At 53.3% G+C, this 24,383-nt stretch carries 15 protein-coding genes; 11 read left to right on the top strand and 4 right to left on the bottom strand.

What is annotated here, in order from left to right:
• Positions 1–329 precede the first annotated feature (329 nt).
• Both F5984_RS04495 and F5984_RS04500 read left to right on the top strand, forming a co-directional pair.
• The gene (locus F5984_RS04495) at positions 330–1,607 is read left to right on the top strand and encodes an autotransporter outer membrane beta-barrel domain-containing protein (protein WP_152123033.1); all 1,278 of its coding nucleotides are present in this window, start codon (positions 330–332) and stop codon (positions 1,605–1,607) included.
• A gap of 436 nt (positions 1,608–2,043) precedes the next feature.
• Positions 2,044–2,352, top strand: a complete 309-nt coding sequence (locus F5984_RS04500) for a LytR/AlgR family response regulator transcription factor (RefSeq protein ID WP_152123034.1) — start codon at positions 2,044–2,046, stop codon at positions 2,350–2,352.
• Between the two features lie 57 nt (positions 2,353–2,409).
• Here the strand turns inward: F5984_RS04500 and F5984_RS04505 are convergent, their stop codons facing one another.
• Both F5984_RS04505 and F5984_RS04510 read right to left on the bottom strand, forming a co-directional pair.
• Positions 2,410–5,364: a T9SS type A sorting domain-containing protein gene (locus F5984_RS04505; protein ID WP_152123035.1), complete on the bottom strand. Its 2,955-nt coding sequence runs from the start codon at positions 5,362–5,364 to the stop codon at positions 2,410–2,412.
• A gap of 399 nt (positions 5,365–5,763) precedes the next feature.
• Positions 5,764–6,537, bottom strand: a complete 774-nt coding sequence (locus F5984_RS04510) for a biotin--[acetyl-CoA-carboxylase] ligase (protein WP_246168820.1) — start codon at positions 6,535–6,537, stop codon at positions 5,764–5,766.
• 141 nt (positions 6,538–6,678) lie between these two features.
• Here F5984_RS04510 and rsfS point away from each other — a divergent pair, with 141 nt between their 5' ends.
• From rsfS to F5984_RS04525, 3 genes are all read left to right on the top strand, one after another.
• Positions 6,679–7,113 (top strand): ribosome silencing factor, encoded by a 435-nt coding sequence (gene rsfS, locus F5984_RS04515; protein WP_152123037.1) that lies wholly within the window; start codon positions 6,679–6,681, stop codon positions 7,111–7,113.
• Positions 7,114–7,223: 110 nt separating this feature from the next.
• A complete protein-coding gene (gene ftsH / locus F5984_RS04520) occupies positions 7,224–9,248 on the top strand; it encodes an ATP-dependent zinc metalloprotease FtsH (RefSeq protein WP_152123038.1) in 2,025 nt (674 codons plus the stop codon).
• 112 nt (positions 9,249–9,360) lie between these two features.
• Positions 9,361–9,726: a hypothetical protein gene (locus F5984_RS04525; RefSeq protein WP_152123039.1), complete on the top strand. Its 366-nt coding sequence runs from the start codon at positions 9,361–9,363 to the stop codon at positions 9,724–9,726.
• An 87-nt stretch (positions 9,727–9,813) separates the two neighbouring features.
• Here the strand turns inward: F5984_RS04525 and F5984_RS04530 are convergent, their stop codons facing one another.
• The gene (locus F5984_RS04530; protein WP_152123040.1) at positions 9,814–10,335 is read right to left on the bottom strand and encodes a GNAT family N-acetyltransferase; all 522 of its coding nucleotides are present in this window, start codon (positions 10,333–10,335) and stop codon (positions 9,814–9,816) included.
• A gap of 302 nt (positions 10,336–10,637) precedes the next feature.
• Here F5984_RS04530 and F5984_RS04535 point away from each other — a divergent pair, with 302 nt between their 5' ends.
• From F5984_RS04535 to F5984_RS04560, 6 genes are all read left to right on the top strand, one after another.
• Positions 10,638–11,312: an RNA polymerase sigma-70 factor gene (locus F5984_RS04535; protein WP_246168821.1), complete on the top strand. Its 675-nt coding sequence runs from the start codon at positions 10,638–10,640 to the stop codon at positions 11,310–11,312.
• A gap of 62 nt (positions 11,313–11,374) precedes the next feature.
• Positions 11,375–12,379, top strand: a complete 1,005-nt coding sequence (locus tag F5984_RS04540) for a FecR family protein (protein ID WP_152123041.1) — start codon at positions 11,375–11,377, stop codon at positions 12,377–12,379.
• 29 nt (positions 12,380–12,408) lie between these two features.
• Positions 12,409–15,909, top strand: a complete 3,501-nt coding sequence (locus F5984_RS04545) for a SusC/RagA family TonB-linked outer membrane protein (protein WP_246168822.1) — start codon at positions 12,409–12,411, stop codon at positions 15,907–15,909.
• A gap of 18 nt (positions 15,910–15,927) precedes the next feature.
• Positions 15,928–17,433, top strand: coding sequence for a RagB/SusD family nutrient uptake outer membrane protein (locus F5984_RS04550; protein ID WP_152123042.1), 1,506 nt, complete (start codon positions 15,928–15,930; stop codon positions 17,431–17,433).
• A 452-nt stretch (positions 17,434–17,885) separates the two neighbouring features.
• Positions 17,886–21,188: a SusC/RagA family TonB-linked outer membrane protein gene (locus F5984_RS04555; protein ID WP_246168823.1), complete on the top strand. Its 3,303-nt coding sequence runs from the start codon at positions 17,886–17,888 to the stop codon at positions 21,186–21,188.
• Positions 21,189–21,206: 18 nt separating this feature from the next.
• Positions 21,207–22,976 carry a RagB/SusD family nutrient uptake outer membrane protein gene (locus tag F5984_RS04560; RefSeq protein WP_152123043.1) on the top strand — a complete coding sequence of 590 codons (1,770 nt, stop codon included), beginning with the start codon at positions 21,207–21,209 and terminating at the stop codon, positions 22,974–22,976.
• Between the two features lie 89 nt (positions 22,977–23,065).
• Here the strand turns inward: F5984_RS04560 and hisD are convergent, their stop codons facing one another.
• Positions 23,066–24,343: a histidinol dehydrogenase gene (hisD, locus tag F5984_RS04565; RefSeq protein ID WP_152123044.1), complete on the bottom strand. Its 1,278-nt coding sequence runs from the start codon at positions 24,341–24,343 to the stop codon at positions 23,066–23,068.
• Positions 24,344–24,383 lie beyond the last annotated feature (40 nt).

Below are 24,383 nucleotides of genomic sequence, written 5' to 3' on the forward strand. Positions count from 1 at the left end.
TCATTTGCGTCAGACGTAAACGTAGTTGCCCCTTTCAACGTATTGTTGAGTCTACTTTTCCGTGACAGGCAATCGTGCCCTACGCATCACGACCGTCGGTACAGATCGAGTTAAGACTGTAGTATACTAAGTGACTGCAAAACGCTCACTCAGGTCAGACCCTATTTTTTGTTTGTATGCAAATAGTCTGTATGTGTATAATAGGTTGGTTATGAAATATTTACGAAAAATAAGTTTTCTTTTGATCTACGTATAATGTAGGTACCTTTTCCATAAAAACAGCTATCAGGTTGTTGCAAAATTCCTAAAACCACTAACCAGCTATTTGTATGAAGAAGTTGTCTATTCTCCTGATTTTCGCTTTATGCCATACGGCACTGGCTCAGACGAATTATGTGGCAAATACAGCTAACTCGGCCAGCCCTGGATCAAACAATACATTGGTTGGCCCTGCAGCTGGTAATACGACTATGACGGGCACGGTAAATACATTCATTGGTGGTGATGCAGGCAAAACTAATACAACAGGAACGGCCAATACATTCACGGGGCGTCAGGCGGGCTTTTCGAATACAATAGGGAATTATAACGTTTTTGTGGGTGAACATGCAGGTTATGACAACACAGGTGGCGATTACAACACCTTTGTAGGGTTTACGGTGGGTCGGCGAATCACAACGGGTAACAGTAATGTAGCGGTTGGCGTTAGAGCCGGGTACAATAACGAAACGGGTAATAATACAATAGCCATCGGAGACTCTGCTGGCTTTAATAACACCATTTCAAAAAATATCTTTATAGGTTCTAAAGCTGGTTATGCCAATACAACAGGGGCTACCAATACGATGGTGGGGTTTGAAGCAGGCAAGAACACGACAACCGGCCAGAACAATACATTTTTGGGCAACATCGCTGGCCTGAGAAACACCACTGGCAGCAATAATGTCATCATCGGGCCTGCTTCAGGCTCCGCCCTTACCACTGGGAGTGGGAACATTCTGCTAGGCTTTAACAGTCAGGCTGCAGCCAATAATTTGGTTAATACGGTTGCCATTGGCACCAACGCCCGTGTTGCCTTGAATAATGCTATTGTGCTGGGTGACCCCACCAACACCAGTATTGCGGTGGGGATTGGTACCGATTCTCCTCAATTCCCCCTTGATGTTCGGGGTACGATTAATTTACGAAACAATGGTCGAATCAAGTTTGCGCACCTTTCTAACCCCCTGTATCAGGGGGCAACAGATCAATTCCTGACCGTTAATGAACAGGGGGAAACCGTTCTGGCGTCGTATCGTCTGTGCATCACCAACGTTAATCAATGGAGTGATAAGGTATTTTCCCAAACCTATCCGTTGAAGCCGTTGTCTCAGGTTGAGCAGTTTATACAAGCGCATGGCCATTTACCCAATATTCCCTCGGCAGAGGAGGTTGTCAAAGACGGTATTGACCCAGCCAGAATGGACGCCAAGTTGCTGGAAAAGATAGAAGAACTCACGCTGTACAGTATTCAACAACAGAAACGCATTGAGCAGTTAGAGCTTCAGCATAAAGAAGAAATTGACCAACTACGCGCCCTCGTCAAACAGCTACTGGATAAGAAGTAAGGCTAATAAGCTACCTGACTTAATCACGATAGCCCCATTTGACAAGGCGTTGGGCGAAATGGGATAATGAATGTATGGATAGTGCAGAGAAGCGACCCGGAGACGGGTCGCTTCTCTGCTTTTGTTATATCAGCCCTTCCGACAAGGGGCAGTGCCAAGTAAATAAGGTATTGTGTCGATCAATGCCCAGGGAAGTCTATAGCCGTGGCGAGTCCAAAATTGGTCGGCAAAGAAGGGGTTTAGATCGGCACAGGCCCGGACTTGGCAACGGGAAGCGGAAAACGTTTGTAAACTGGCGTATGAAGTTTCTCGAACGGTATCAGACCCCGTTTCACCTCATAGGCTGGCTGGTGTTTATCAGCTTACCTCTGCTGATTATTCCCGGTTTTTTGCGAAACCCGGCTGTCTCGGATGGTACTAACCCTCCAGCTCCATCATGCATAAACTTCGTTGTATCGCGGTCGACGACGAACCGTTTGTGCTCGATATTTTGTACGTGGAGGGTCTTAAAGACTACGTTAAAATCTACACGATCGGGCAAGCCCGCCCTCTGCTAAGCCGCCTAACGCTGAAGTCCATCGAAGCCAAACTGCCGGTGAACCGGTTTTGCTGGGTCCACAAATCGTTTATCGTTGCACTGGACAAAATCAGCTCGTTTCAGCGGTCTAAACTGTACGTTGGCCAGCGGGAAATTCCGGTTGGTAGCAGTTATGTTGATCATTTTGAGCAGCGCTACCGGCAATAAAAAAAACCTGTGAGGTATTTGGACCTCACAGGTTTTAGCTTGTACGTTAACTTCTGTTTACTGCTTAATAATCTTGGTCGAGGTGGCACGGGTACCATCGCTTACCTGCATAACCAGAACCCCCGCATCCTGATTGCTCAGGTCAAACACGTGCTGACCGGGGCGGTCGTTGCCCGTGAGGGTGCGGGTAGACACCACATCGCCATTGTAGTTCACAATCCGGAAATCCAGTGTCTCGCCGGTATAGCCTTCCACCACAACCACCAGCTGATCAACGACCGGGTTACCCCAGACAGAAATCGTTAATGGTGTTTCTTCCGACGATGCCACGCGGGCGGCTGTGTTGCCGCAGTACGCCCGGAAGTCAAAGGTGTAGCTCACCGTTACGCCGTTCTGACGGGCTTGCAGCGTGAGGGGCTTTGAACCCGGATCGAGCCGGAGACCGAGATCAACGGTTTGGTTTGGATTGGTGGTCCAGCCAGTCACGCCAATGGCCATGTACTCAATGGTTGACCCATTGCCGCCCGACGTACGGAACGTTATCTGACCCGTCTGACAGTTATAGGTAGGCATGATGAGCTGGAACAATTGGCTTGTCGAAGTGCTTCCCGTGGTTGGACTAAGTCCGCCGACAGTACTTGGAGAGACCGTCGGCGAGGTGGTAGTAAGCGTGCCCGAACAGTACGCTTTGAACGGAAATGAATACGAGACAGCCACTCCGCTCTGCCGAGCCTGTAACGTCAGCATGGTGGTCATGGGATCTTGCCGCAGGGCCGCATCCACAATTTGGTTGGGGTTGGTAGTCCAGCCCGTGATGCCTAGCGCCATGTATTCAATGATAGAGCCGTTGCCGCCCGAGGTTTTGAACGTAAGCGCTCCCGTGTTGCAGTCGTAAGCCGGTGCCAACAGTTGGAGGCCTGTGCTGCTGGTAATGGGGGCAGCAATAGTGGTAGTCAGGGGGGCAGTGGTGGAGCCTCCTGCACAATACGCCCGGAAATCAAACGTGTACGATACGGTTATGCCGTTTTGGCGAGCCTGTAGCGCCAGCGTTTTGGCCGTTGGGTCTTGCCGGATACCTGCATCTACCACCTGATTCGGGTTCGTTGTCCAGCCGGTTACGCCTACAGCCATATACTCAATTGTAGAGCCGTTGCCACCGGTCGTTCTGAAGGTGAGGGCCCCCGTGTTGCAATCATAGCCGGGAGTAACCAGTTGCAGCCCGGTACCGCTTGGGGCAGTTGGCGTTGGGCTAACCGCGATTGGCGTTGTGATAGCCGTGCCTGAGCAGTACGCCTTGAATGGGAACGCATACGATACGGCTACTCCACTCTGCCGCGCTTGCAGGTTGAGCGTAGTGGTCATGGGATCTTGCCGGATGGCCGCATCCACAATTTGGTTGGGATTGGTAGTCCAGCCTGTGATGCCCAGCGCCATGTATTCAATCGTAGAGCCGTTGCCGCCCGAGGTTTTGAACGTGAGCGCCCCCGTGTTGCAGTCGTAAGCTGGGGGTAGCAGTTGCAGGCCCGTAGTACTGGTAATGGGCGCGGTTGGGGTAGGCGTAGGGCTGGTGTACGTCGGGGGGGGAGTCGTTGCGACCGGGGTGGCGTTCGGATCAGTCGTAACCGACTCGATTTTTACCCAGCCATTCACATCGGGTCCGTCGTAACGAGGCCCAAACATAAACTGTACAATCTCCTGATCCGTCCAGCTGCTGCGTTTGCTGAGGTCAATAGCATAGGTATGAAACTGACCGTCGTTGATAATCGGAAAGTCAATGTACCGATCGGGGGTCGGAATAAACTCCCGGTCGTTCAGTTGCCGCCAAATCATCCGGTACGTGTCCGACTGCCCCTGGAAAGCCGCTCGCAGGTAGATCACCTTGTTGTCGCGGCCCCGCCAGAAACCTACGGGTGATTTGATGGCCGCTTCTGATTTGTTCGACACCATCACGTGCAGGTTGTTCTGGATTGGCCAGCCCGTATCCTGCGCCTTGTGGTAGTACCAGCCTTTGCGCGTCTGATCATCGAACCGGTAATTGATGTTCGCGGCCAGGCGTGGCTGGCTGTACACATAGTTCCGAATCTGGTCGATAGAACCCACAACCAGATCATAATCCCACTCGTGTACAATGTTGTGGTCGAGTACAACGAAGTCGGAAGCAGCTACGTAGGTCGAGCTGAAGCCAAATTCACCACTGTTGAAGTTGTCGCCGAAAAAGCCTTTGGTCCACTGGTAATTGTTTCGTTTGAACAAACCCACGCCAAAACCACTGTTGTTGGTGGCAGCCATCCAGGGCTCGGTTACGGGCCGAACGTACTCCTGCTCAGTTGGGGCAGCAACGCGGGTCAACGGACCATTGGTATAGGGACTATTGCCCTGATACATGTACACGTTGTTGTAAGCCGGGTTGATAAAGAGGCAGGGGTGTTCCTGCGAGCGGGCATCGTACTGGGTGCGGTCACTGCGGAAAAGGCTGATTTTGGCGTGCACCTTTACCACATTCCCCGACAGCCGAATCCAGTGCTCAATGTACACCTCGCCCGGTACGTTGTTGAGGGCAAACTGTTTACCAATTGTCTTAACGTAGATTTCGTTGGCCTGTTTCTGAAAGGCTACAACTTCGGAGGGGTTACCGGCCCAGTCGCCACCCTGAATCGGGTTCCAGCCGATACTCGACCACATGGGTTGCCCGTTCTGCGAGTAATTGGCCGGGCCACTGTAATTGGAGATTTGAAACTGGCGTCCGGGGTCGAAGTTGTTGACCATGTTCTGACCGCCAATTGGGGCGAGGTACGAGATGGCTCCCCCGTAGCGGGAATCGACGCCCACTTTGATGATACCGTTTTCGATGGTTTCCAGCCCATTCAGTGGGGATTGGGCTGTGGTAGTGTTGGTTGTGGGCGGACCGTCGTGAACGGCTGGCCTCGCTTCTAAAGGTAATGTAACTGAACCATTCAGAAGCGCTCCCAGCGTGCATAAAGCGGCCAGGCGTTTCAGAGAAACGTGAAGCATTTCAATCAGTAGGTTTTAAGTGGTAAGTACAAGAAGCAACCACAGCCAACGTACCGAATGCCCCGCTTCGAATCAGTGACGAACATAGGTGGGTAAGTGGCCTCCCCCGGTGGGGAGGCCATACGAAACATCGTTTTCCTGCCTGATCTACGAACCTGGTTGATTACCTCAACGCTCCCTGATGTGTTTGCAAAAATCCTCTCAATCGATAGAAGAAGATCCTAAACAACGCGACAAAACGGCTTGTTTGCCGTTCGACTTGGTTGCAAGTTTAATACTAAACCTATAGACAAAACATTAAAATGCTGTTAGGCTTCCCGACCTCTTGGAATAAGCAAAATTGATTAAGTATCTAAACTCATTGAACGTGAGTAGGATACAGTACGGTTTTGTCATATATCAGTCGTGCAGAAATTCGATTTCCTTAAAATTAAAATGTTGTATATCCGAACCGATCACAAGAGTCAACTGCCCATTTTCGTTTACGCCTATGATGGTACCTGTAAAAATGGCACCGGTTTGTGCATCCCGAAAGCGGCCTCCCTCCTGAAACCGGTACAGCCGTTGCAGGTAGGTGGCTTTAAGAATGGCCTCGTGACCGGCTTTGAGCTGAAGGTATCGTTTCTCGATGTGTTCACAGATCGAGGTGAGTACGCCCGGTAGGTGATAGCCTTCGGGTAGCGGAAACCGCGACTGAAGTGAGGTAGCCGTGGGGTAAGCAAACGTGGTTTGATTGAGGTTGAGCCCCAGCCCCACAATTGACCACGCCAACCATTGCCCCTGAATCGTGTTTTCGATGAGCAAACCGCCGGTTTTCTGGGTTTCAATGTACAGATCGTTCGGCCACTTGATCCGAATCAGGCCGTCGGTGAGCGGGAGCAGAGCGTCGGTGATGCCGACAGATATGGCTATGTTGAGCCAGAACTGCCGGGCTGCGGGCAGAAAATTAGGCCGTAGCACAAGCGAAAACGTCAGGTTCTGCCCCGGCTCGGCCAACCATATATTGCCCCGTTGCCCGCGACCGGCCGTTTGATTGTCCGTGATGATTAGCGTACCCTCTGCGAGGTCCGTTTGGCTCAGCAGATCGGCAGCTTCGTCATTCGTAGACTGACAGCTTGGCAGGTATTGACAATTTTGGCCAATAAAAAGAGTTTTGGGATGGATTTTGTACAAAAATTTGTTACGTTTAGTGAAAGGCTTCATTGACGGTGCGCGCGACAGACAGACCTGCCCTTTGGTAACGCACCCGCTCGTATAGACCTGATGTGCAAAACTAAGCTGTGAACGCTTAGCTTGAAATTTTAAACCATACGCATGATAATTAACAACTCAACAGCCGTTGAGCGCGTACGCGCCAACAGCGATCAAGTATCTTCCGAGGAACTGCGGGACCTGATTGTGAAGGGTATGCAGGAGAAGAAAGCCGTGGATATTGCCGTGATGGATCTTCGGGAGGTAAAAAATGCAATCTGCGATTACTTCGTTATCTGTTCGGGTAACTCGGATACGCAGATTGATGCCATTGCTAATTCAATTGATGAAGAAGTGCATAAAGCCACCGGTCAGAACCCCTGGCATCAGGAAGGTAAAATGAACAAAGAGTGGATTCTGCTCGACTATGTCGACGTGGTTGCCCACGTGTTTAAGAAAGACCGCCGGGCATTTTATGATTTAGAGCAACTTTGGGGGGATGCTGACGTTCAGTATCTTGATGAGGCTAACCCCGACGAGGCTCCTATTGCCATTTAAGCTTCTTATCCCTTAATCTGACCGTCTATCAATGGCGTTTCGGCCCCCGAAACATTCACTTTATAAACGGTGTTAGTCTTTGAAAACCCCTTTTTGTACAACCTGTCGAAATGCCAGAGAATAACAATAGAAATCCGCTATCGTCCCGTGGGCCCAAGCGCCCGAATTTCCAGGGATGGATCGTTTTCCTGCTGATTGCGGCTATTCTGGGAATCACGTTTATGAGCCGAACAAGCTCAGTTCGCGAGATTTCCCTGAAACGCTTTGAGCGGATGGTGAAAGACCGCGAGGTTGCTGAGGTAACCGTGGTCAACGATCGGGTGGCTGAAGTAACACTGACCCAACAGGCGCTTCAAGGCCCAAAATACAAAAGTCTGTTTGCCGAGAAACCTTATTTTGGTACCGGCAGCGGCCCCCATTTCTCGTTTCAGGTTGCATCGGGCGAGTCGTTTAAAGAAGACCTCGATAAACTACAGGCCAACGTTGGCGACAACGAGAAAATTGAGTACAAATTTGAACAGCGTAGCGACTGGGGCAGCTTTATCAGCACCTGGGGTATCCTGATTATTATGATTCTGGCAATGTACTTTTTGCTGGGAAGGATGTCGGGAGCCGGTGGACCCGGTGGGCAGATTTTCAACATTGGTAAATCGCGGGCGGCCCTGTTCGACGCGGAGAACCGGGTGAAAATTACGTTCAACGAGGTAGCTGGACTGGAAGAAGCTAAGGAGGAAATCAAAGAGATTGTTGATTACCTCAAGGCTCCAACCAAGTTTACCAAGCTGGGCGCTAAAATCCCGAAAGGGGCTCTGTTGGTCGGCCCTCCAGGTACGGGTAAAACCCTGTTGGCCAAGGCTGTAGCTGGCGAAGCCGGGGTGCCATTCTTCTCGCTTTCAGGCTCCGATTTTGTGGAGATGTTTGTGGGGGTAGGTGCCGCCCGTGTACGTGACCTCTTCAAGCAGGCCAAAGAAAAAGCCCCCTGTATCATCTTTATCGACGAGATTGATGCCGTAGGTCGTTCGCGGGGGCGGGGTGCTATGCCCGGAGCCAACGATGAGCGTGAAAACACGCTGAACTCGCTGCTGGTAGAGATGGACGGTTTTGCGACCGACTCTGGTATCATTATCCTGGCCGCTACCAACCGCCCTGATGTACTCGACTCAGCGCTGCTGCGCCCCGGCCGTTTCGACCGGCAGATCAGCATCGACAAGCCCGATATTGTGGGTCGTGAGGCTATCTTTAAGGTGCACCTGAAGCCGCTCAAGCTGCATTCGGATGTTGACCCGAAAGACTTGGCCGCTCAGACACCCGGTTTTGCCGGTGCCGAAATCGCCAACGTGTGTAACGAAGCGGCCCTGATTGCGGCCCGTCGGGACAAGGAGTCTATTCAGATGATCGATTTCCAGGACGCTATGGACCGGGTAATTGGTGGTTTGGAGAAGAAGAATAAGCTTATTTCGCCGGAGGAAAAAGAGATTGTGGCGTATCACGAAGCGGGTCATGCCGTAGCCGGCTGGTATCTCGAACATGCCGATCCCCTCGTGAAGGTGACCATTGTACCGCGTGGTGTGGCCGCTTTGGGCTACGCGCAGTATCTGCCCCGTGAGCAGTACTTGTACCGCACTGAGCAACTGCTCGACGAAATGTGCATGGCGCTGGGTGGTCGGGCCGCTGAAGATCTGGTCTTCGGTAAAGTATCGACCGGTGCCCTGAGCGATCTGGAGCGCATCACCAAATTGGCGTACAGCATGGTAACCATGTACGGCATGAACGACAAGATTGGCAACGTATCGTTCTACGATTCGAAGCAGTCGGAGTACGCGTTCAACAAGCCGTATTCGGAAGAAACCGCCAAGCATATCGACGAAGAAGTGCGTAAGATTGTCGATGAGGCTTATCAGCGTACTAAAAACCTGCTCGCCGACAAGCGCCAGGCTCTGGAGATTATTTCGCAGGAGCTGTTGTCGAAAGAGATTTTGTACCAGGCAGATCTGGAGCGTCTGATTGGGCGTCGTCCGTTTGAGCGTGACACGGCGTATCAGGCTTACAAGAAGCGGGGCGAAGAAGTGAAGGAGGAAATTGGGCCGGAATCAAAGCCTGCCCAAACCGAACCCGAATCGTTACCGCAGATCTAATGTGATACATTACAAAAAGCCGCCCCAAACCGGGGCGGCTTTTTGTATTTTAGCTGCTGCGTCATCTAAATGGAGCACTAGTTGCGAAAGAGCAGATTAGATAACGACTACAATGAAAACGGCAGCTTTACTTTTTGGGCTATTGTTTATGTTGGGTTGCCGCTCGACTGAATGGACACCAACTCTACTCCGGGTGGCAAACGTTGCTGCCGATACCAGTTTTCATTTGGATAAAACGGCCGGAAGCAAGGTGCCCAGAATTACACTTTGTGCCGTAGGCTATTTGGACGATTCTGCATCTATCATCCTAGTAAACCCCCGCCAGCCGGAAAAACTATATTGGCGTGTTTTCAGCTTGCCTAAAGGAAGAATTGATTCTTTAAAAAGCGTATTTGATTACTATGACTTTGATGTAAATATTCATTATCAGTCTCAGCGTGTAAGGCGAGGTAACTTAAGGGTGGTTGTTAAATACTAGTTAAGTTCTTAAAAAGCCTCTGGCTACAGGTGAGTGCCCGCCGGAAATGCTATAGCCGCCCCGGTTTGGGGCGGCTTTTTTATGCCTTTAAATTACCTTTTTCAGGATAACCATGCCTCGGCGCTCTTCTTTCATCTGAGGGAAGTCGAGCAGTACGGTGCCGCAGGTTTCGAATCCTACCCGGTTGTAGAACTGAAGCGCATCACTCGTGTCCATCGCCTTTAGCCACAATACCGTTTTACCTCGTTCACGGCCCAGATTCTCGGTAAATGTGAGCGCGGCCCGACCAACACCCTGCCCCGTTACCCGTCCAATCAGATAAATGCGCTCCAGTTCAAAACTATGCGCGTCGGTAGTGCCCGGTAGCGGATTGTCGGGATTGATTTTCAGGAAGCCCACAGGCTCCCCGTCCAGGCTTACCAGAAAAAACAAGGCTGTAGGATCGGCCAATTCGGCAGATAGTACCGCCGGGTCAAACGAGCGTTTCATGTACCATTCTCCCCGGTCGTACCAGTAATCGAGGTAGTGATCGCGGTAGGCACGGAGCGCAATTTCAGAAAGGGCAGAGGAGTCGGCCGGCGTAAGCGGAGTTATTTGTACGGAGGGCATTCGGGTACGAACAAAGACGAAATCGTAGGTAGCTAATCAGGGGTAATTGAAGGGCAAAGTTCGTCGATTAGAGATAAAAAAGGCGTAGGATACGGGCCAGACTTTTTGCGTTATGATGAGTGTCTGAATTGGCCGCTTCTTACCTACTAGAAAGAAATTATATGGGCCATGTAATAAGGAAATGGCTAAAAGAGGATTTATCGGAGAAAATTTAAAAATAGAGTAAGGTGGTTTTTGGGAAAAGTTGTCTTTACTAATATGAAATAGATTTTATCTAAGAAGTCTTTCTAAACCCCTGCCTTATGCAAGTTCGTCGATTGGTGGAGTCGGAGGTTGAGGAAACCCAGATGGTATATGCGGAGCCAACCGGGGTGGGCGAGCAGACGAGTGACCATGCAGACCGGCAGGATACCGAATTTTTTGTCCGGTCGGTGTTTCTCGATAACCCCCGCAAAGGGTGCGAGTTGCTGTTCCGACGGTATCATGGGGCATTATGTAGCCATGCCGTCCGGTACGTATATTCCAGAGAGGTAGCCGAGGATTTGGTGAGCGATGTTTTTTGCAAATTCTGGAAGACAAAAGCGTACGAAAATATTACGTCTTCGTACCGGTTTTATCTGTTTCGGAGCGTACGCAACGAAGCCTACAATTACCTGCGGCTCGAATTTCGTGACCTTGATACCATCGATACGGCGGGCGTGCAGGAGGGAGCCTTTAGTCAGCGGCCCGACCAAATTATGCAGTATGAAGAGGTGCTACACAAAGTAGAAGACCTCGTGGAGCGGCTACCCCCACAGTGTCGCAAAGTGTTTTTGCTCAGCCGGTTTGAAGGTAAAAAGTATCAGGATATAGCCACTGAGCTGGGGCTATCGGTCAAAACCGTCGAAGTACACATTGTAAAGGCATTAAGTCTGGTACGGCGGGGCCTCCGAGATTACTGGCTTGCGGTGCTCCTGACGATGGGGTACGGCTTGTAACGGGCGTGGTATTGGTTCGCGAAGGAACCCGGAAAGTTGACCTACAAAAGCTGCGAACGCACATGGGAACAGACATCAACAAAGACTTTATATTCAGGCATTTTGCCCGAAAAACATCCACGCTTCAGCGCGAACGGATTGCGCAGTGGCTGCGTGACCCCAAAAATGAAGAAACCTACTACCAATGGCTGGAAGAGTGGGAAACCCGGCATCCGCAATACATAGCCCCTACAGAAAAAGCCTACGAAAAGTACCGGGCGTACCTGGATACCAACGCTGATACAGCCGAGGGGGCACTCTCAGCGCCGGTAGTGCCTCTGCACGCAAGCCCGTGGTGGAACCGGCCCTGGTTTATGGCGGCTTCGGTGGTGCTCCTGCTTGGGTTGATGACGTTTCTCCTGCGCGACCGCCTTCAGTACCAGAACTACCGAACGGTGTATGGTGAAACCCGCACCCTGACGTTGTCTGACGGCAGTAAGGTTCAACTCAACCCCAACTCGAAACTGCGGATACCCCGGTGGGGATTCGGTGAGCGCACCCGCGAGGTATGGCTGACGGGTGAGGCCGACTTTTCGGTAACGCACACCCCCAACAACAGCCGGTTTGTGGTCAAAACCGATAAGAACATGGAGGTAGTGGTGCTGGGGACCGAGTTTTCGGTATTTGCCCGTAGCCGGGGTGCCCGCGTGGCTCTTACCAAAGGGCAGATTCAGCTGCAATATCGGGAAGGGGAGCAGGCACGTAAACTGCTGATGAAGCCCGGACAGCTGGCCACGTTTGAACCGGGGCGGCACATGGCTTTGTCGGTCGTGAAGCAGGCCGAGTCCGCGCCCGTTTCGGCCGGAAACCGGTTTGTGTTCGACGAGACGCCCCTGCGTGAAGTGGCCTTCATGCTCGAAGAGCGCTACGGTCTTCAGGTGCAACTGGGCACACCCGAACTGGCCGACCGCGTGCTGGTAGGTTCCATACAGGCCGGTGACCCCGACCAACTGCTGCAATTTATTTCTGAACTGCTGGATGTCAACGTAATCCGACAGGGAAACCGAGTGCAATTGACGAGTCATTAACCCCCAAATACCTAAACCTTACCTTTTCAATGAAAAATCAGTTACGAAGGTCCATTCAGTTGGGACTACCGCTCTCTGTTTTGCTGATGGCCGCTCAGCCGGCGTTGTCGCAGGGTGTGTTGCTGGCGAGCAATATGCAGCGTAGCACCACGCAGGACCATACCAACAACGCTCGTCAGCTCAAAGATGTACTGACTGAGTTCAACAGTCGTTACAAGGTGAATATCCTGTTTGAGCGGGGAGCCGTGGAAGGGATGGTAGTAGCGCCTACGGCAATTAGACCGAAGGCGGGCGTTGAAGAAAATCTGGATAATGTACTCAGCCCGTTAGGGTTGCGGTACAAAAAAGTGAATGAGAATTCGTACCTGATTGTCGGTAGCCGGAAAGCTCGCAAAGTGGCCGAAGCCACTCCGTTTGTTCCCGATACTGACCTTCAGTTGCAGGCTAGTCGGCAGGCTACCCCCGGCACCCGGCCCATGGAAACAGCCGTTCGGCTTCCGAAAGTAGAGCAGGCCGACCGGACTATTACGGGCACCGTGAAAAGCGAGAGCAACGAGGCCCTGCCGGGTGTAAGTGTGGTGATTAAAGGCACTACACGCGGTACCACGACCGATGCCGAAGGGGCTTTTCGGTTGGGTATTCCTGACGAAAACGCGGCCAATACAACCCTGGTGTTTTCGTTTGTGGGCTACACCAATCAGGAAGTTGTAGTGGGAAACCGGTCGGTGATCGACGTACAACTGGCCCCCGACCAGAAACTGCTCAACGAAGTTGTGGTAGTAGGCTACGGGGTTCAGAAAAAATCAGACCTCACCGGGGCCGTGGGTACCGTAAAGGCCGAAATGTTGCAGGAACGCCCGGCTGCGTCGCTCAATCAGGGGCTGGCTGGCCGGATTCCGGGCGTCAACGTATCGGTCAACTCAGGTCGTCCGGGCGGCCGGGCGAACATCCGAATTCGGGGCAATACGTCGGTGAGTGTGGCAAATAACCCGCTCTACGTAATCGATGGGGTGATCCTGAACGCGTCGGGCCTGACCAACGGGAGTACCCCCATCGACTACATCAACCCCAACGATATTGCCTCTATCGAAGTCCTCAAAGATGCGTCGGCAACGGCTATTTACGGGGCCCGTGGGGCCAACGGGGTTATTCTGGTGACCACCAAGCGCGGGAGTACCACGGGTGGGCGTATCACCTACGATACCGACTTCAGCGTGGGGGTGTTGCCGCGTAAAATTCCGCTCCTGAACTCAAAGGAGTTTTTGATGGTGGAAGACATTGCCTACCAGAACGCTCAGAAATACGACCCTGTGGGTTGGGCAGGTGGCAAATACAAAGACCCTAAAACTAAGCGTACTAACCCGCTGCTGTTCGATGCGAGTGGTCAACCCCTGTACGACACCGACTGGCAGGATGAGTCGTTTCAGAAAGCCCTCACCCAAAACCATCAGTTGTCGTTTTCGGGTGGTAACAGCAAAGACAATTTCGGGGTGTACCTGGGCTACCGGAATGAGAACGGTCTGGTGCGCGAGTCGTACCTGAAACGCTATGCTGGTCGGTTTGTGTTTGACAGTCAGCTAAAAAACTGGATTCGGGTGGGTGGCTCACTCAGCTATAACGACCAGAAAGAGAATCAGGTAGACCCCCTCGGTGCGGGTGGTATCATTGCCATGCGTCAGGTGCTGGAGGCTCTGCCTATTATCCCGGTTAAGTACCCCGACGGCCGTTGGGGCGGCAATGAAGACTACCCCGGTATGGAAGGGGGCGGTAATCCGGTCAACATTCTGAAAGAGCGTCTGTTTCTGGTGAACACGCAAACCATGCTGGGCAACGTGTACACCAACATCAACCTGACCAAAGACCTGGAACTCCGCACCACGCTGGGTACCAACATCATCAATCAGGGAATCAACGAATACGCGGGCCGCACGCTGAACTACATCTCGCGGAACCAGGGCGGTACGGCGGCTATCACCAACGAGCGGCACAACTCGTGGCAGTTTGAAAACTACCTGACGTACAACAAGCGGTTTGCCAATCAGCACTCGGTTACGGGTCTGTTGGGGCTGGCCTGGCAGCACGTCGACCGGTTTACGAGCCGGGCCGCCACCCAGAACTTCCAGGACGATTACTTCCTGTTCAACAACCTCGGTGCGGGTTCGGTACCGCAGGCCCCCAGCTCGTCGGCAGTGGGTTACGGCCTCAATTCGTATTTCGGGCGGGTCAATTACGGTTTGCGCGACAAATACCTGTTTACGCTCACGGGCCGGGTGGATGGCTCGTCGAAATTTGGCTCCTCGAACCGGTACGCCTTTTTCCCCTCGGCGGCTTTGGCTTGGCGCGTAATTGAGGAAGACTTCATGAAGAACGTGCCGGTCATCTCGAACCTGAAACTCCGCACCAGCTACGGGGTCACGGGTAACTCTGAAATCACGGCTTACCAGGCGCTGGCGGGTCTGGGCAACTACTCGGTCATTTTTGGTAATGCACGTGCTATTGGCGTAGGCACCGGCCGACTGGCCAACCCCGACCTACGCTGGGAAAAAACCCATCAGGTCGACGTAGGTCTCGAACTGGGCCTGTTCAACAACCGGCTGTCGCTGGAGCTGGACCTGTACCGCAAACTCACCACTGATATGCTCCTCAACGCGCCCGTGCCCTTCAGCAGCGGCTACGAAACAGTCGCCAAAAACGTGGGCAGTATGGAAAACCGGGGTATCGAGCTGGCTCTGAACAGTGTGAACGTCAACACGGGCGGATTTAGCTGGAACACGACGTTCAACATCTCGTTCAACAAAAATAAAGTGCTGGCCCTCACGGGTGGTTCCGACATTTTTGTGGGCTTCACCATCGTGCGGGAGCAGCAGCCGGTAGGTTCGTATTTTGGGTTTGTACATCAGGGCACCTGGGGTACGGCCGAGGAGTCGCAGGCAGCTAAATACCTCAAAAAGCCGGGCGATGTGAAGTACCAGGACGTGAATCAGGACGGGGTTATCAATGACAAAGACCGCGTTATCATCGGGAAGGGTATCCCCGACGGATTCGGGACGTTGCTCAACAACTTCCGCTACCGCAACTTCGACCTGACCGTTGATCTGCAATTCATGTACGGCAACGATGTCTTGTTCCGCAGCCAGCACTCGGCCGAAGACCGGCAGGGCATTGCCAACAGTTTCAAGACGGTACTCAACGCCTGGACACCCGAAAACCAGAACACGCCCATTGCGCAGTTCCGACCCGTGTCGGCAGGGTATAACACCAACGAAGATACCCACCGCGTGCAGGATGGCTCGTTTATTCGGGGGCGTAACCTGTTGCTGTCGTACACGTTCCCGGCTCCCATTGCCAGTAAGTTGAAGCTGAACCGGTTGCGCGCTTTCGCGTCGGTGCAGAACTTCTTCCTGCGTACCAAATACGAGGGCTACGACCCCGAAGTGTCGACAACCGGCAACGCCTTCGATCAGGGTGTAGCCCTGTATGATTACCCCAAGCCACGGGTGTTTATGGCCGGGCTCAACATCGGACTTTAATCAGCCTAAACCTGAACCATGAAACCAACGATCAATACCCTCCGTCGCGGGCTATTTGCCGTGGCGCTTCTGATAAGCAGTGCGTCCTGCTCCGATTTTCTGGAAGAAACGGACCTGTCGAACTTCACCGCCGATAATTACTTTACCCGGCCGCAGCACGCTACCAGCGCGGTGAACTCGGCGTATGAATTTCTGAAAACAACCACCGGGGGTGGCTTCAACGGAGCCCCCTGGATGATGCTGGAGTTTGCCACCGGCCTGGCCAATACCGAGCTGGGGCAGGCGCAGAACAGTATTTTTGTGCGCAACCTGGTTAACACGTCCGACAACGAATACGGCCGGGTGTACTGGGTGAGTAGCTACAAGGGAATCGGTAACGCCAACCTTGTGATTGCCAAGGTGCCGGGTATTCAGATGGACGAAGCCGCCAAAAAACGGGCGATTGGGGAGGCCCGGTTCCTACGGGCTCTGTACTACTTCAATCTGGTGCGGATTTTCGGGAAAGTACCCCTGATTACGGAGCCGGTGGAGCTGACTTCCCAAACGCTCTACCCCGAACAGGCTACCGAAGAAGCCGTTTATAAGCAGATTGAGGCCGACTTGGTGGAGGCCGAAGCCGCCGGTCTGCCCTTAACTGATGCGTCGGGTCGGGTATCGGCCGGGGCCGTTAAGTCGCTGCTGTCGAGTGTGTACCTGACCATGGCGGGCTTCCCGTTGCAGAAAGGGGCCGAGTACTACAAAAAAGCCGCCGACAAAGCCGCTGAGGTCATCAAGGCGGGTAGCTTTAGCCTGTTTCCGACCTACGACGACCTCCACAACCCGGCCCGGAAAAACGTAGGCGAAAACATCTTTATGGTGCAGTTTGCTACGAATATTCAACCATCGGGCTGGCAAACATCTATCATCCCGTACAATCAGGGTATCTCGGCATACTCCGACGAAACCGGTGCTATTTTCGCAAACAAGGAGTTTGTTGAATCGTACGAAAAAGGCGATTTGCGGGCGCAGGAGAAACAGTTCTACTACCGCACCTATACCCTGAGCAATGACCGCAACACGACGGTCGATCTGGGTGGGTATTACATCTACAAGCATTTCGATACGCAGGCGCACCTTGTCACGTCGAACAGCGACCTCAACTGGCCCATGATCCGGTTTGCCGAGGTGCTGCTCACCTATGCCGAAGCGGCCAACGAAGCGTCGGGGCCGTCGGCCGAGGTCTATGATGCCGTTAACCGAATCCGAAGCCGGGCTAAGCTGCCCAATCTGGCCAATCTGACCAAAGAGCAGCTCCGTGAGGCTATCTGGAAAGAGCGTTGGCACGAGCTGAGCTTTGAAAATAAAACCTGGTTCGATATGGTCCGGCTGCGTAAAGCGTTCAACGTGACCACCAAAACGTTTGAGAACTACGTAGGACACAAGTTTTCGTACGGGCCAGTGTTGAAAGAGCGGGAGTTGCTGTTCCCGATACCCACCGCCGAGATTCGGAACAACAGCAAATTGAAGCAAAATGCAGGGTATTAAGGGTTCAGCCCGTAGAGACACATGTTGCGGGCTGACTTCTATCCGGCTGCGGCCGGGCACAATGGCTGTCAACGGCACAAGGCAACACGGGATCGGGTGAATGAGTGATACGAAAATTCACCCGATTAGTCCATTTCTGAAGTACGTTGATGTAACTATGCGAATAAGGCGACCGATCATTGAACGGTCGCCTTTTTTGTCCGTGTGCTAAAGGTACGTATGGGTAACTCATACAAACGTATATGTACGTAAGTGAGCGATTGGGTGGGGGAACTGGCTTACATGAAAATGTGAGTTTCTGAACGCGTAACCCGCTTTTTGGGGTAATCTATGTCTGATCAGTTAGTTTACTGTTAGGTAAGCTAGGAATGTTTAAGGTTTTTCATAAAAAAGGTATAAATCGTAAGTATTTGATACTGAGCTTCTGCTTCATACCATAAATCCTTAACATCATGAAGCAACTCTATCTAAACCCTCCTTTGGGTAGGCTGGCGTATCGTCAGTTGTTGGCTGCGGCTCTGTTTGCAGGGGTCACGCAAGCCTATGCTATCGACCGGCCGCTTGCCCCAAAGCCTGCACAATCAAATGCCCTCCGGGTTACGGCTCCCGTTGATCGTACCGTTTCGGGTACCGTAACCGACGAAACCGGTGCCGGAATGCCCGGCGTGAGTGTCGTAGTGAAAGGCACCCAACGCGGCACTAACACGAATGTCGATGGGAAATTTACGCTCAATGTGCCCGATACCGACGCCGTGCTGGTGGTCTCGTTTGTGGGCTATCAGCCGCAGGAAATAGCCGTGGGCAATGGGTCGGAGTTTACCGTCCGGCTCAAGGTCGACACCAAGTCGCTGAGTGAAGTAGTGGTAGTGGGTTACGGCACCCAGAAAAAAGCCAACCTGACCGGGGCCGTTGATATGGTAACGGGCGATGTGTTTGAAAACCGGCCTCTCTCGAACCTGAATCAGGGCTTGCAGGGGGTACTGCCCAACCTGAACATCAAAATGGGCGATGGTAAGCCCAATCAATCGCCCGCGTTCAACATCCGGGGGACAACCTCAATCGGGCAAGGGGGGAACGCGCTCGTCCTGATCGACAACGTGGAGGGCGACCCCAGCCTGCTTAACCCCAACGACATTGCCAGTATCACGTTGCTGAAAGATGCCGCTTCGGCCGCTATTTACGGGGCAAGGGGGGTATTTGGGGTGGTGCTTATCACAACCAAAAATCCATCGGCGGGTAAAACAACGGTCAACTTTTCGAGCAACTACATGCTCAAAAGCCCCATTGCCCGGCCCGATCTGGTGACGGATGGCTACACCTGGGCGTCGATGTTCGCCGAGTCGTTTGTCAATTTTGGCGGGGCATTTCCGCAGAATGCCAATAAGACCCTGAAGTTTTCGCAGGCCTACCTGAACGAAATCAAACGGCGGTCGGAAGTAGGGGGCCTGCCCGAAGTAGAGGTTGACCCGGCAACGGGTGAGTACGTCTATTACGGCAATACGGCTTACTACGATCTGCTGTACAAAAAGCAAACCCACGCCCACGAGCAAAACCTGAGCATTTCGGGTAGCTCCGACAAAGCCAGCTACCTCATTACGGGTCGCTACTTTGGGCAGGATGGTCTGTTCCGCTACAACTCCGACGATTACCGAGTTGCCAACTTCACCGGCAAAGGCTCGGTGCAGATCAAACCCTGGCTGCGGGTCAATAACATGACGCAGTTCTCCGATATGAAGTACCACAACCCGCTCAACGTGGGCGAAGGGGGCGGTATCTGGCGGAACATTGCCGACGAAGGCCACGTATTGTCGCCGTTGCTCAACCCCGATGGAACCCTCACGGCTTCGGCAGCTTATACCGTGGGCGATTTTTACTACGGAAAAAACGGGATTGACAACAACAAGCGGGTGTTTCGGAACACGGCCGGGTTTGTGGCTCAGTTCTTCAACGACAAGTTTCGGGTGAAAGGTGATTTCACCATTCAGAACACCGACAACAACGACGTGACCAAGGCCGTGCCTGTACCCTACAGCACCCGGCCGGGCGTGATTGCGTATGTGGGTACTACCACCAACTACATCAGCAACGTGTACCGGGAAACCAATTACATGACCAGTAACCTGTACACGGAGTACGAAAACACCTTCAATACCGACCATTACCTCAAAGCAATGGTGGGCTACAACTACGAGCAATCGACGTTTAAGCGGCTTACGGCCCAGCGTAACGGTCTGATTTTTGAAGATGCTATGGATATTAACCTCGCTCTGGGCCAAGCTATTACTACGGCTGGTGGCTGGGAGCGCTGGAAAATCATGGGGGGCTTCAGCCGACTCAATTACTCGTACAAGGACCGTTATCTGTTCGAGGTAAATGCCCGTTACGATGGCTCGTCGAAGTTCCCGGCCAACCAGCGGTTTGCGTTCTTCCCGTCGTACTCCGTAGGCTGGCGTTTATCGAAGGAATCATTCTGGCAGGTGCCCGCGCAGATTGTGTCTGACCTCAAACTGCGGGCTTCGTACGGCTCGCTGGGTAATGGTAACGTCAACTCATACGCGTATCTGGAGCAGTTCAACATCTCGCAGTCAAACGTGATTCTGAACGGACAGCGGCCGCAGCAAACTCGTAACCCAACCGTTATTCCGGAAGGGCTTACCTGGGAAACGGCCACGACCAAGAACATCGGTATCGACCTGTCGATGCTCTCGAACCGGCTCACGTTTGTGGCGGATGCCTACATCCGCACCACAACGGATATGTTTACTGTGGGCCTTACCCTGCCCGCTGTGTTTGGCGCTGCCGCTCCACGAGGCAACTACGCCGACCTCGAAACCAAGGGTTGGGAAGCCATGTTGTCGTACCGCGACAAGTTTAACCTCGGGGCCAAGCCATTTGGGTTCGATGTGCGGCTCACTATGGCCGATTACACCGCCGTAATCACGAAGTACAACAACCCGCAAAAGCTCCTGAGCGATTACTATGTAGGGCAGCGGCTGGGCGAAATCTGGGGTTACACTACAGAAGGTTTCTTTAAATCGCCCGAAGATGTGAAAAACAGTGCGTCGCAAAGCCTGTTCCGTACGGCATCGAGTGGCCTGTGGTTCCCCGGTGATATTAAGTTCCGCGATGTGAACGGCGATGGTGCTATTACGCCCGGTACGGGTCGGGTAGAGAACCCCGGCGACCGGTCGATTATTGGTAATTCAACCCCGCGCTACACCTACGGTATCATGCTCGGGGCCGACTGGAATAACTTCTTCTTCTCGTCGTTTTTGCAGGGAGTTGGCAAGCAGCAGTGGTACCCAAGTGGCGAGGCAAGCCTGTTCTGGGGGCAGTACAACCGGCCCTATGGCGGTATTCCGAAGAGTCAGCTGGGCAACATCTGGACGGAGCAAAACCCCGATGCCTACTTCCCGCGCTACGTGTCGCGGTTGGCCAGCAATGCCAACGGTACGCTTATTGCCCCGCAAACCCGCTACCTGCAAAACGTAGCGTATATCCGTCTGAAAAACATTCAGTTAGGGTATAACCTGCCGCGCGCGATGGTGTCGAAAATTGGCTCGCAGGCAGCCCGGGTGTTTGTATCGGCCGAGAACATCTGGAGCTGGTCGCCGTTGTTCCGCATCACCCGCGACTTCGACGTAGAGAACGCCGTAGCTTCCGATCAGGTCTTCAATCCGGGTGGCAACTCGGGTGATGGCTACAACTATCCGCTGATGAAAAGCGTCACGTTTGGTTTGTCTGTGACTTTCTAACTTTTGATTTTCAAGCTCATGAAGCTCAACTATATTTTTGTTTTACTGGCGGCTGTGTTGCTGGTCGGTTGTGAACTGGAGGAACTGCCCGTAGCCACCACCTCGAAAGGACCCATTTTTAGTAGCGAGAGCGGTCTGGTGCTGTACACCAACTCGTTTTACAACATGTTGAACGGTAAGAATCTCCACCGGGCCGACGCCATGTCGGACTATCTGGCCCGGAAAGATACTCCGCCGTATATCACCGAGGGAAACTTCAGCCCGCAGGTTAGCACAGGTTGGACCTGGACCGATCTGCGCAATATCAATTACTTTATCCAGAACTGTACCGACCCCAAAGTTCCGCTGAATGTTCGGCGCAACTACCTCGGTATTGCCCGGTTTTTCCGGGCCTGGTTTTACTTCGATAAGGTGAAGCGGTTTGGCGATGTGCCCTGGATCGGGAAAGCCCTCGACGTGACCGATACCGACATTCTGTACAAGGGGCGCGACCCCCGCGCTATGGTGATGGACTCGGTACTGGCCGATCTGGATTATGCCTGCAACAACATTACCACCAACAGCGAGCCTACGCGCAGCCTCATTACCAAATACGTGGCTTTTGCGTTTAAGGCGCGGGTGTGTTTGCACGAGGGTACGTTTCGGAAATACCACGCCAATATTGGTTTGCAGAGTACGTCGGCCGCGTGGCTGAATCAGGCCGCTACGGCTGCCAAAAAGGTAATTGACGAAGGTGGCTACAAACTATACGATGGGGCAGGTACCGATAAGTCGTACCGGCAGGTGTTTATCAACCCGGCGCCGATGGCCACTGAGGTGATGCTCTCGGCCGTGTGCGACCTGGCTCTGAACAATCTCAACGATGCTAACTGGTACTGGACAAGCGGTACCTACGGCGATAAAGCGAGCTTTATTCGGACGTTTATCAACACTTACCTGAACATCGACGGAACGCCTTTTACCAACAATCCGAACTACAAAACCATGTTGTTTAAGGATGAGGTAAAAAACCGCGACAAGCGTTTGACGCAGACTATTCGGGCGGGCGACTATAAGCGGACGAGTGGGGGCGCGGTGGTGCCGTCTCCGCCTTTGTTCTCGTACACCTACACGGGCTACATGCCCATCAAGTGGGCCCTCGACGATATGTATTACGATACCCGTGACCTGAATATCAACTCGGTATCGATTTTCCGGTATGCGGAGGTGTTACTCGCCTATGCCGAGGCCAAAGCTGAATTGGGTACCCTGACCGATGCCGACTGGGCCCTGACCGTAGGTGCTTTGCGCAAGCGGGCTGGTATTACAGGGGGGCTGAGCACCCGGCCGACCGTGGTTGACCCGTATCTGCAAGCCAATTATTTCCCCGGCATTACTGACCCAATTCTGCTGGAGGTACGCCGGGAGCGGGGTATTGAACTGTGCCTCGAAGGCTTCCGGTTCGACGATATTGTGCGCTGGCGCCGGGGCGAACTGATGCAGATGGAGTGGAACGGGATGTATGTACCGCAGCTCAATACGCCGATGGACCTCAACGAAGACGGGGTGATGGATGTGGCCTTTTTCAAGACACCACCGGCCACCAAAGTGCCGGGCGTGACCTATGTGGAAGTGGCACCGATTGTAGCCGGTAAGCCGAACTCGCAACTGATTGCTGGCGACACGTCGGGCGAGTTGACCTGGCTCAACAACATTCCGCGCCGGTGGACCGACAAGCATTATTATTACCCTATCCCGACGGGCGACATCATTACGAATCCCAAGCTGACCCAAAATCCGGGCTGGTAAACGGATGTTACGGTTTGCCGACTGGGAAATGCAAAGGAGGGCTTATCAACGCATTGATAAGCCCTCCTTTTTTGTAAATGCCTGTTCGGTTACGCCTGTAGTTGCGCCAGCCGGATACTCACCGCACGCTTGTGGGCATCGAGCGACTCCGCTTCGGCCATCGCTTCGACAACGGGCCCGAGTACCTGCAGGCCCTCCGGGCTGATGTGCTGAACGGTGATTTTCTTCACAAAAGAATCGAGCGAAACCCCGCTGTATGCCCGTGCAAAGCCGTTGGTGGGCAAGGTGTGATTGGTTCCCGACGCATAATCGCCCGCCGATTCGGGGGTGTAGTTGCCCAGGAAAATAGAACCGGCGTTGGTGATGCGTTCGGCCACGGTTTCAGCGTCCTGAACGCTCAGAATCAAGTGCTCGGCCGCGTATTGGTTAAGCAGCTCAATCGCTTCGTCGGGCGTATCAACCAGAATGGCCTTGCTGTTCTGAATGGCCTGAGCGGCCAAATCCCGACGGGGTAGGCGGCTCATTTGCGTATCGAGCACCAGATTAACGGCCGTAACCAGTTTTTTGCTCGTCGATACCAGCAACACCTGCGAGTCGGCACCGTGTTCGGCCTGCGAGAGCAAGTCGGCAGCTACAAAGGCGGGCACGGCAGTGTCGTCGGCATACACAGCCACCTCACTCGGGCCCGCGGGCATATCGATAGCAACACCTTCTTTCGCCACGAGCATTTTGGCCGCCGTAACGTACTGATTACCTGGACCAAAAATTTTGTACACCTGCGGGATAGTAGCCGTACCGTAGGCCATAGCCGCTACGGCCTGTGCCCCACCTACCCGAAACACCCGCGTAACGCCCACCAGTTTGGCCGCAAAAAACACAGCCGGGTGGGTTGCAGGTGTGCAAAGTACTACCTCGCGGCAACCGGCCAACTGAGCCGGTACGCCCAGCATGAGCACCGTGCTGAAGAGGGGTGCCGTGCCACCCGGAATGTACAGACCGACCTTGTCGATACCGACGCTCCGACGCCAGCAGCTGACACCGGGCATGGTTTCGATTTTCTGAATCGGCTGCTTCTGAGCCTCGTGGAATGTGCGGATGTTCCCATAAGCCTGCCGGATGGCGGCTTTGAGTTCGTCGCTCAGTTGAGCCTCGGCGGCATCGAGCTCGGCGGCCGACACTTCCAGACCAATTTCGTCCAGATTAACCTTATCAAATCGTTGGCTCAGCTCCAACAGAGCCGCGTCGCCCTGCTCCCGCACCTGTCGCAGAATAGGGGCCACGATAGCCTCAATTTGGTCACTTTTTTGCACCGGCCGGGCCAGCAGAGCCGACCATTCGGAGCGGGGTGGGAAGGGGATGATGTTCATAGTGAGAAGTGAGGAGATAGGAGTGAGGAGTGAGAATTAC

The organism is Rudanella paleaurantiibacter, from assembly GCF_009184635.1.
Taxonomy (GTDB): Bacteria; Bacteroidota; Bacteroidia; order Cytophagales; family Spirosomataceae; genus Rudanella; species Rudanella paleaurantiibacter.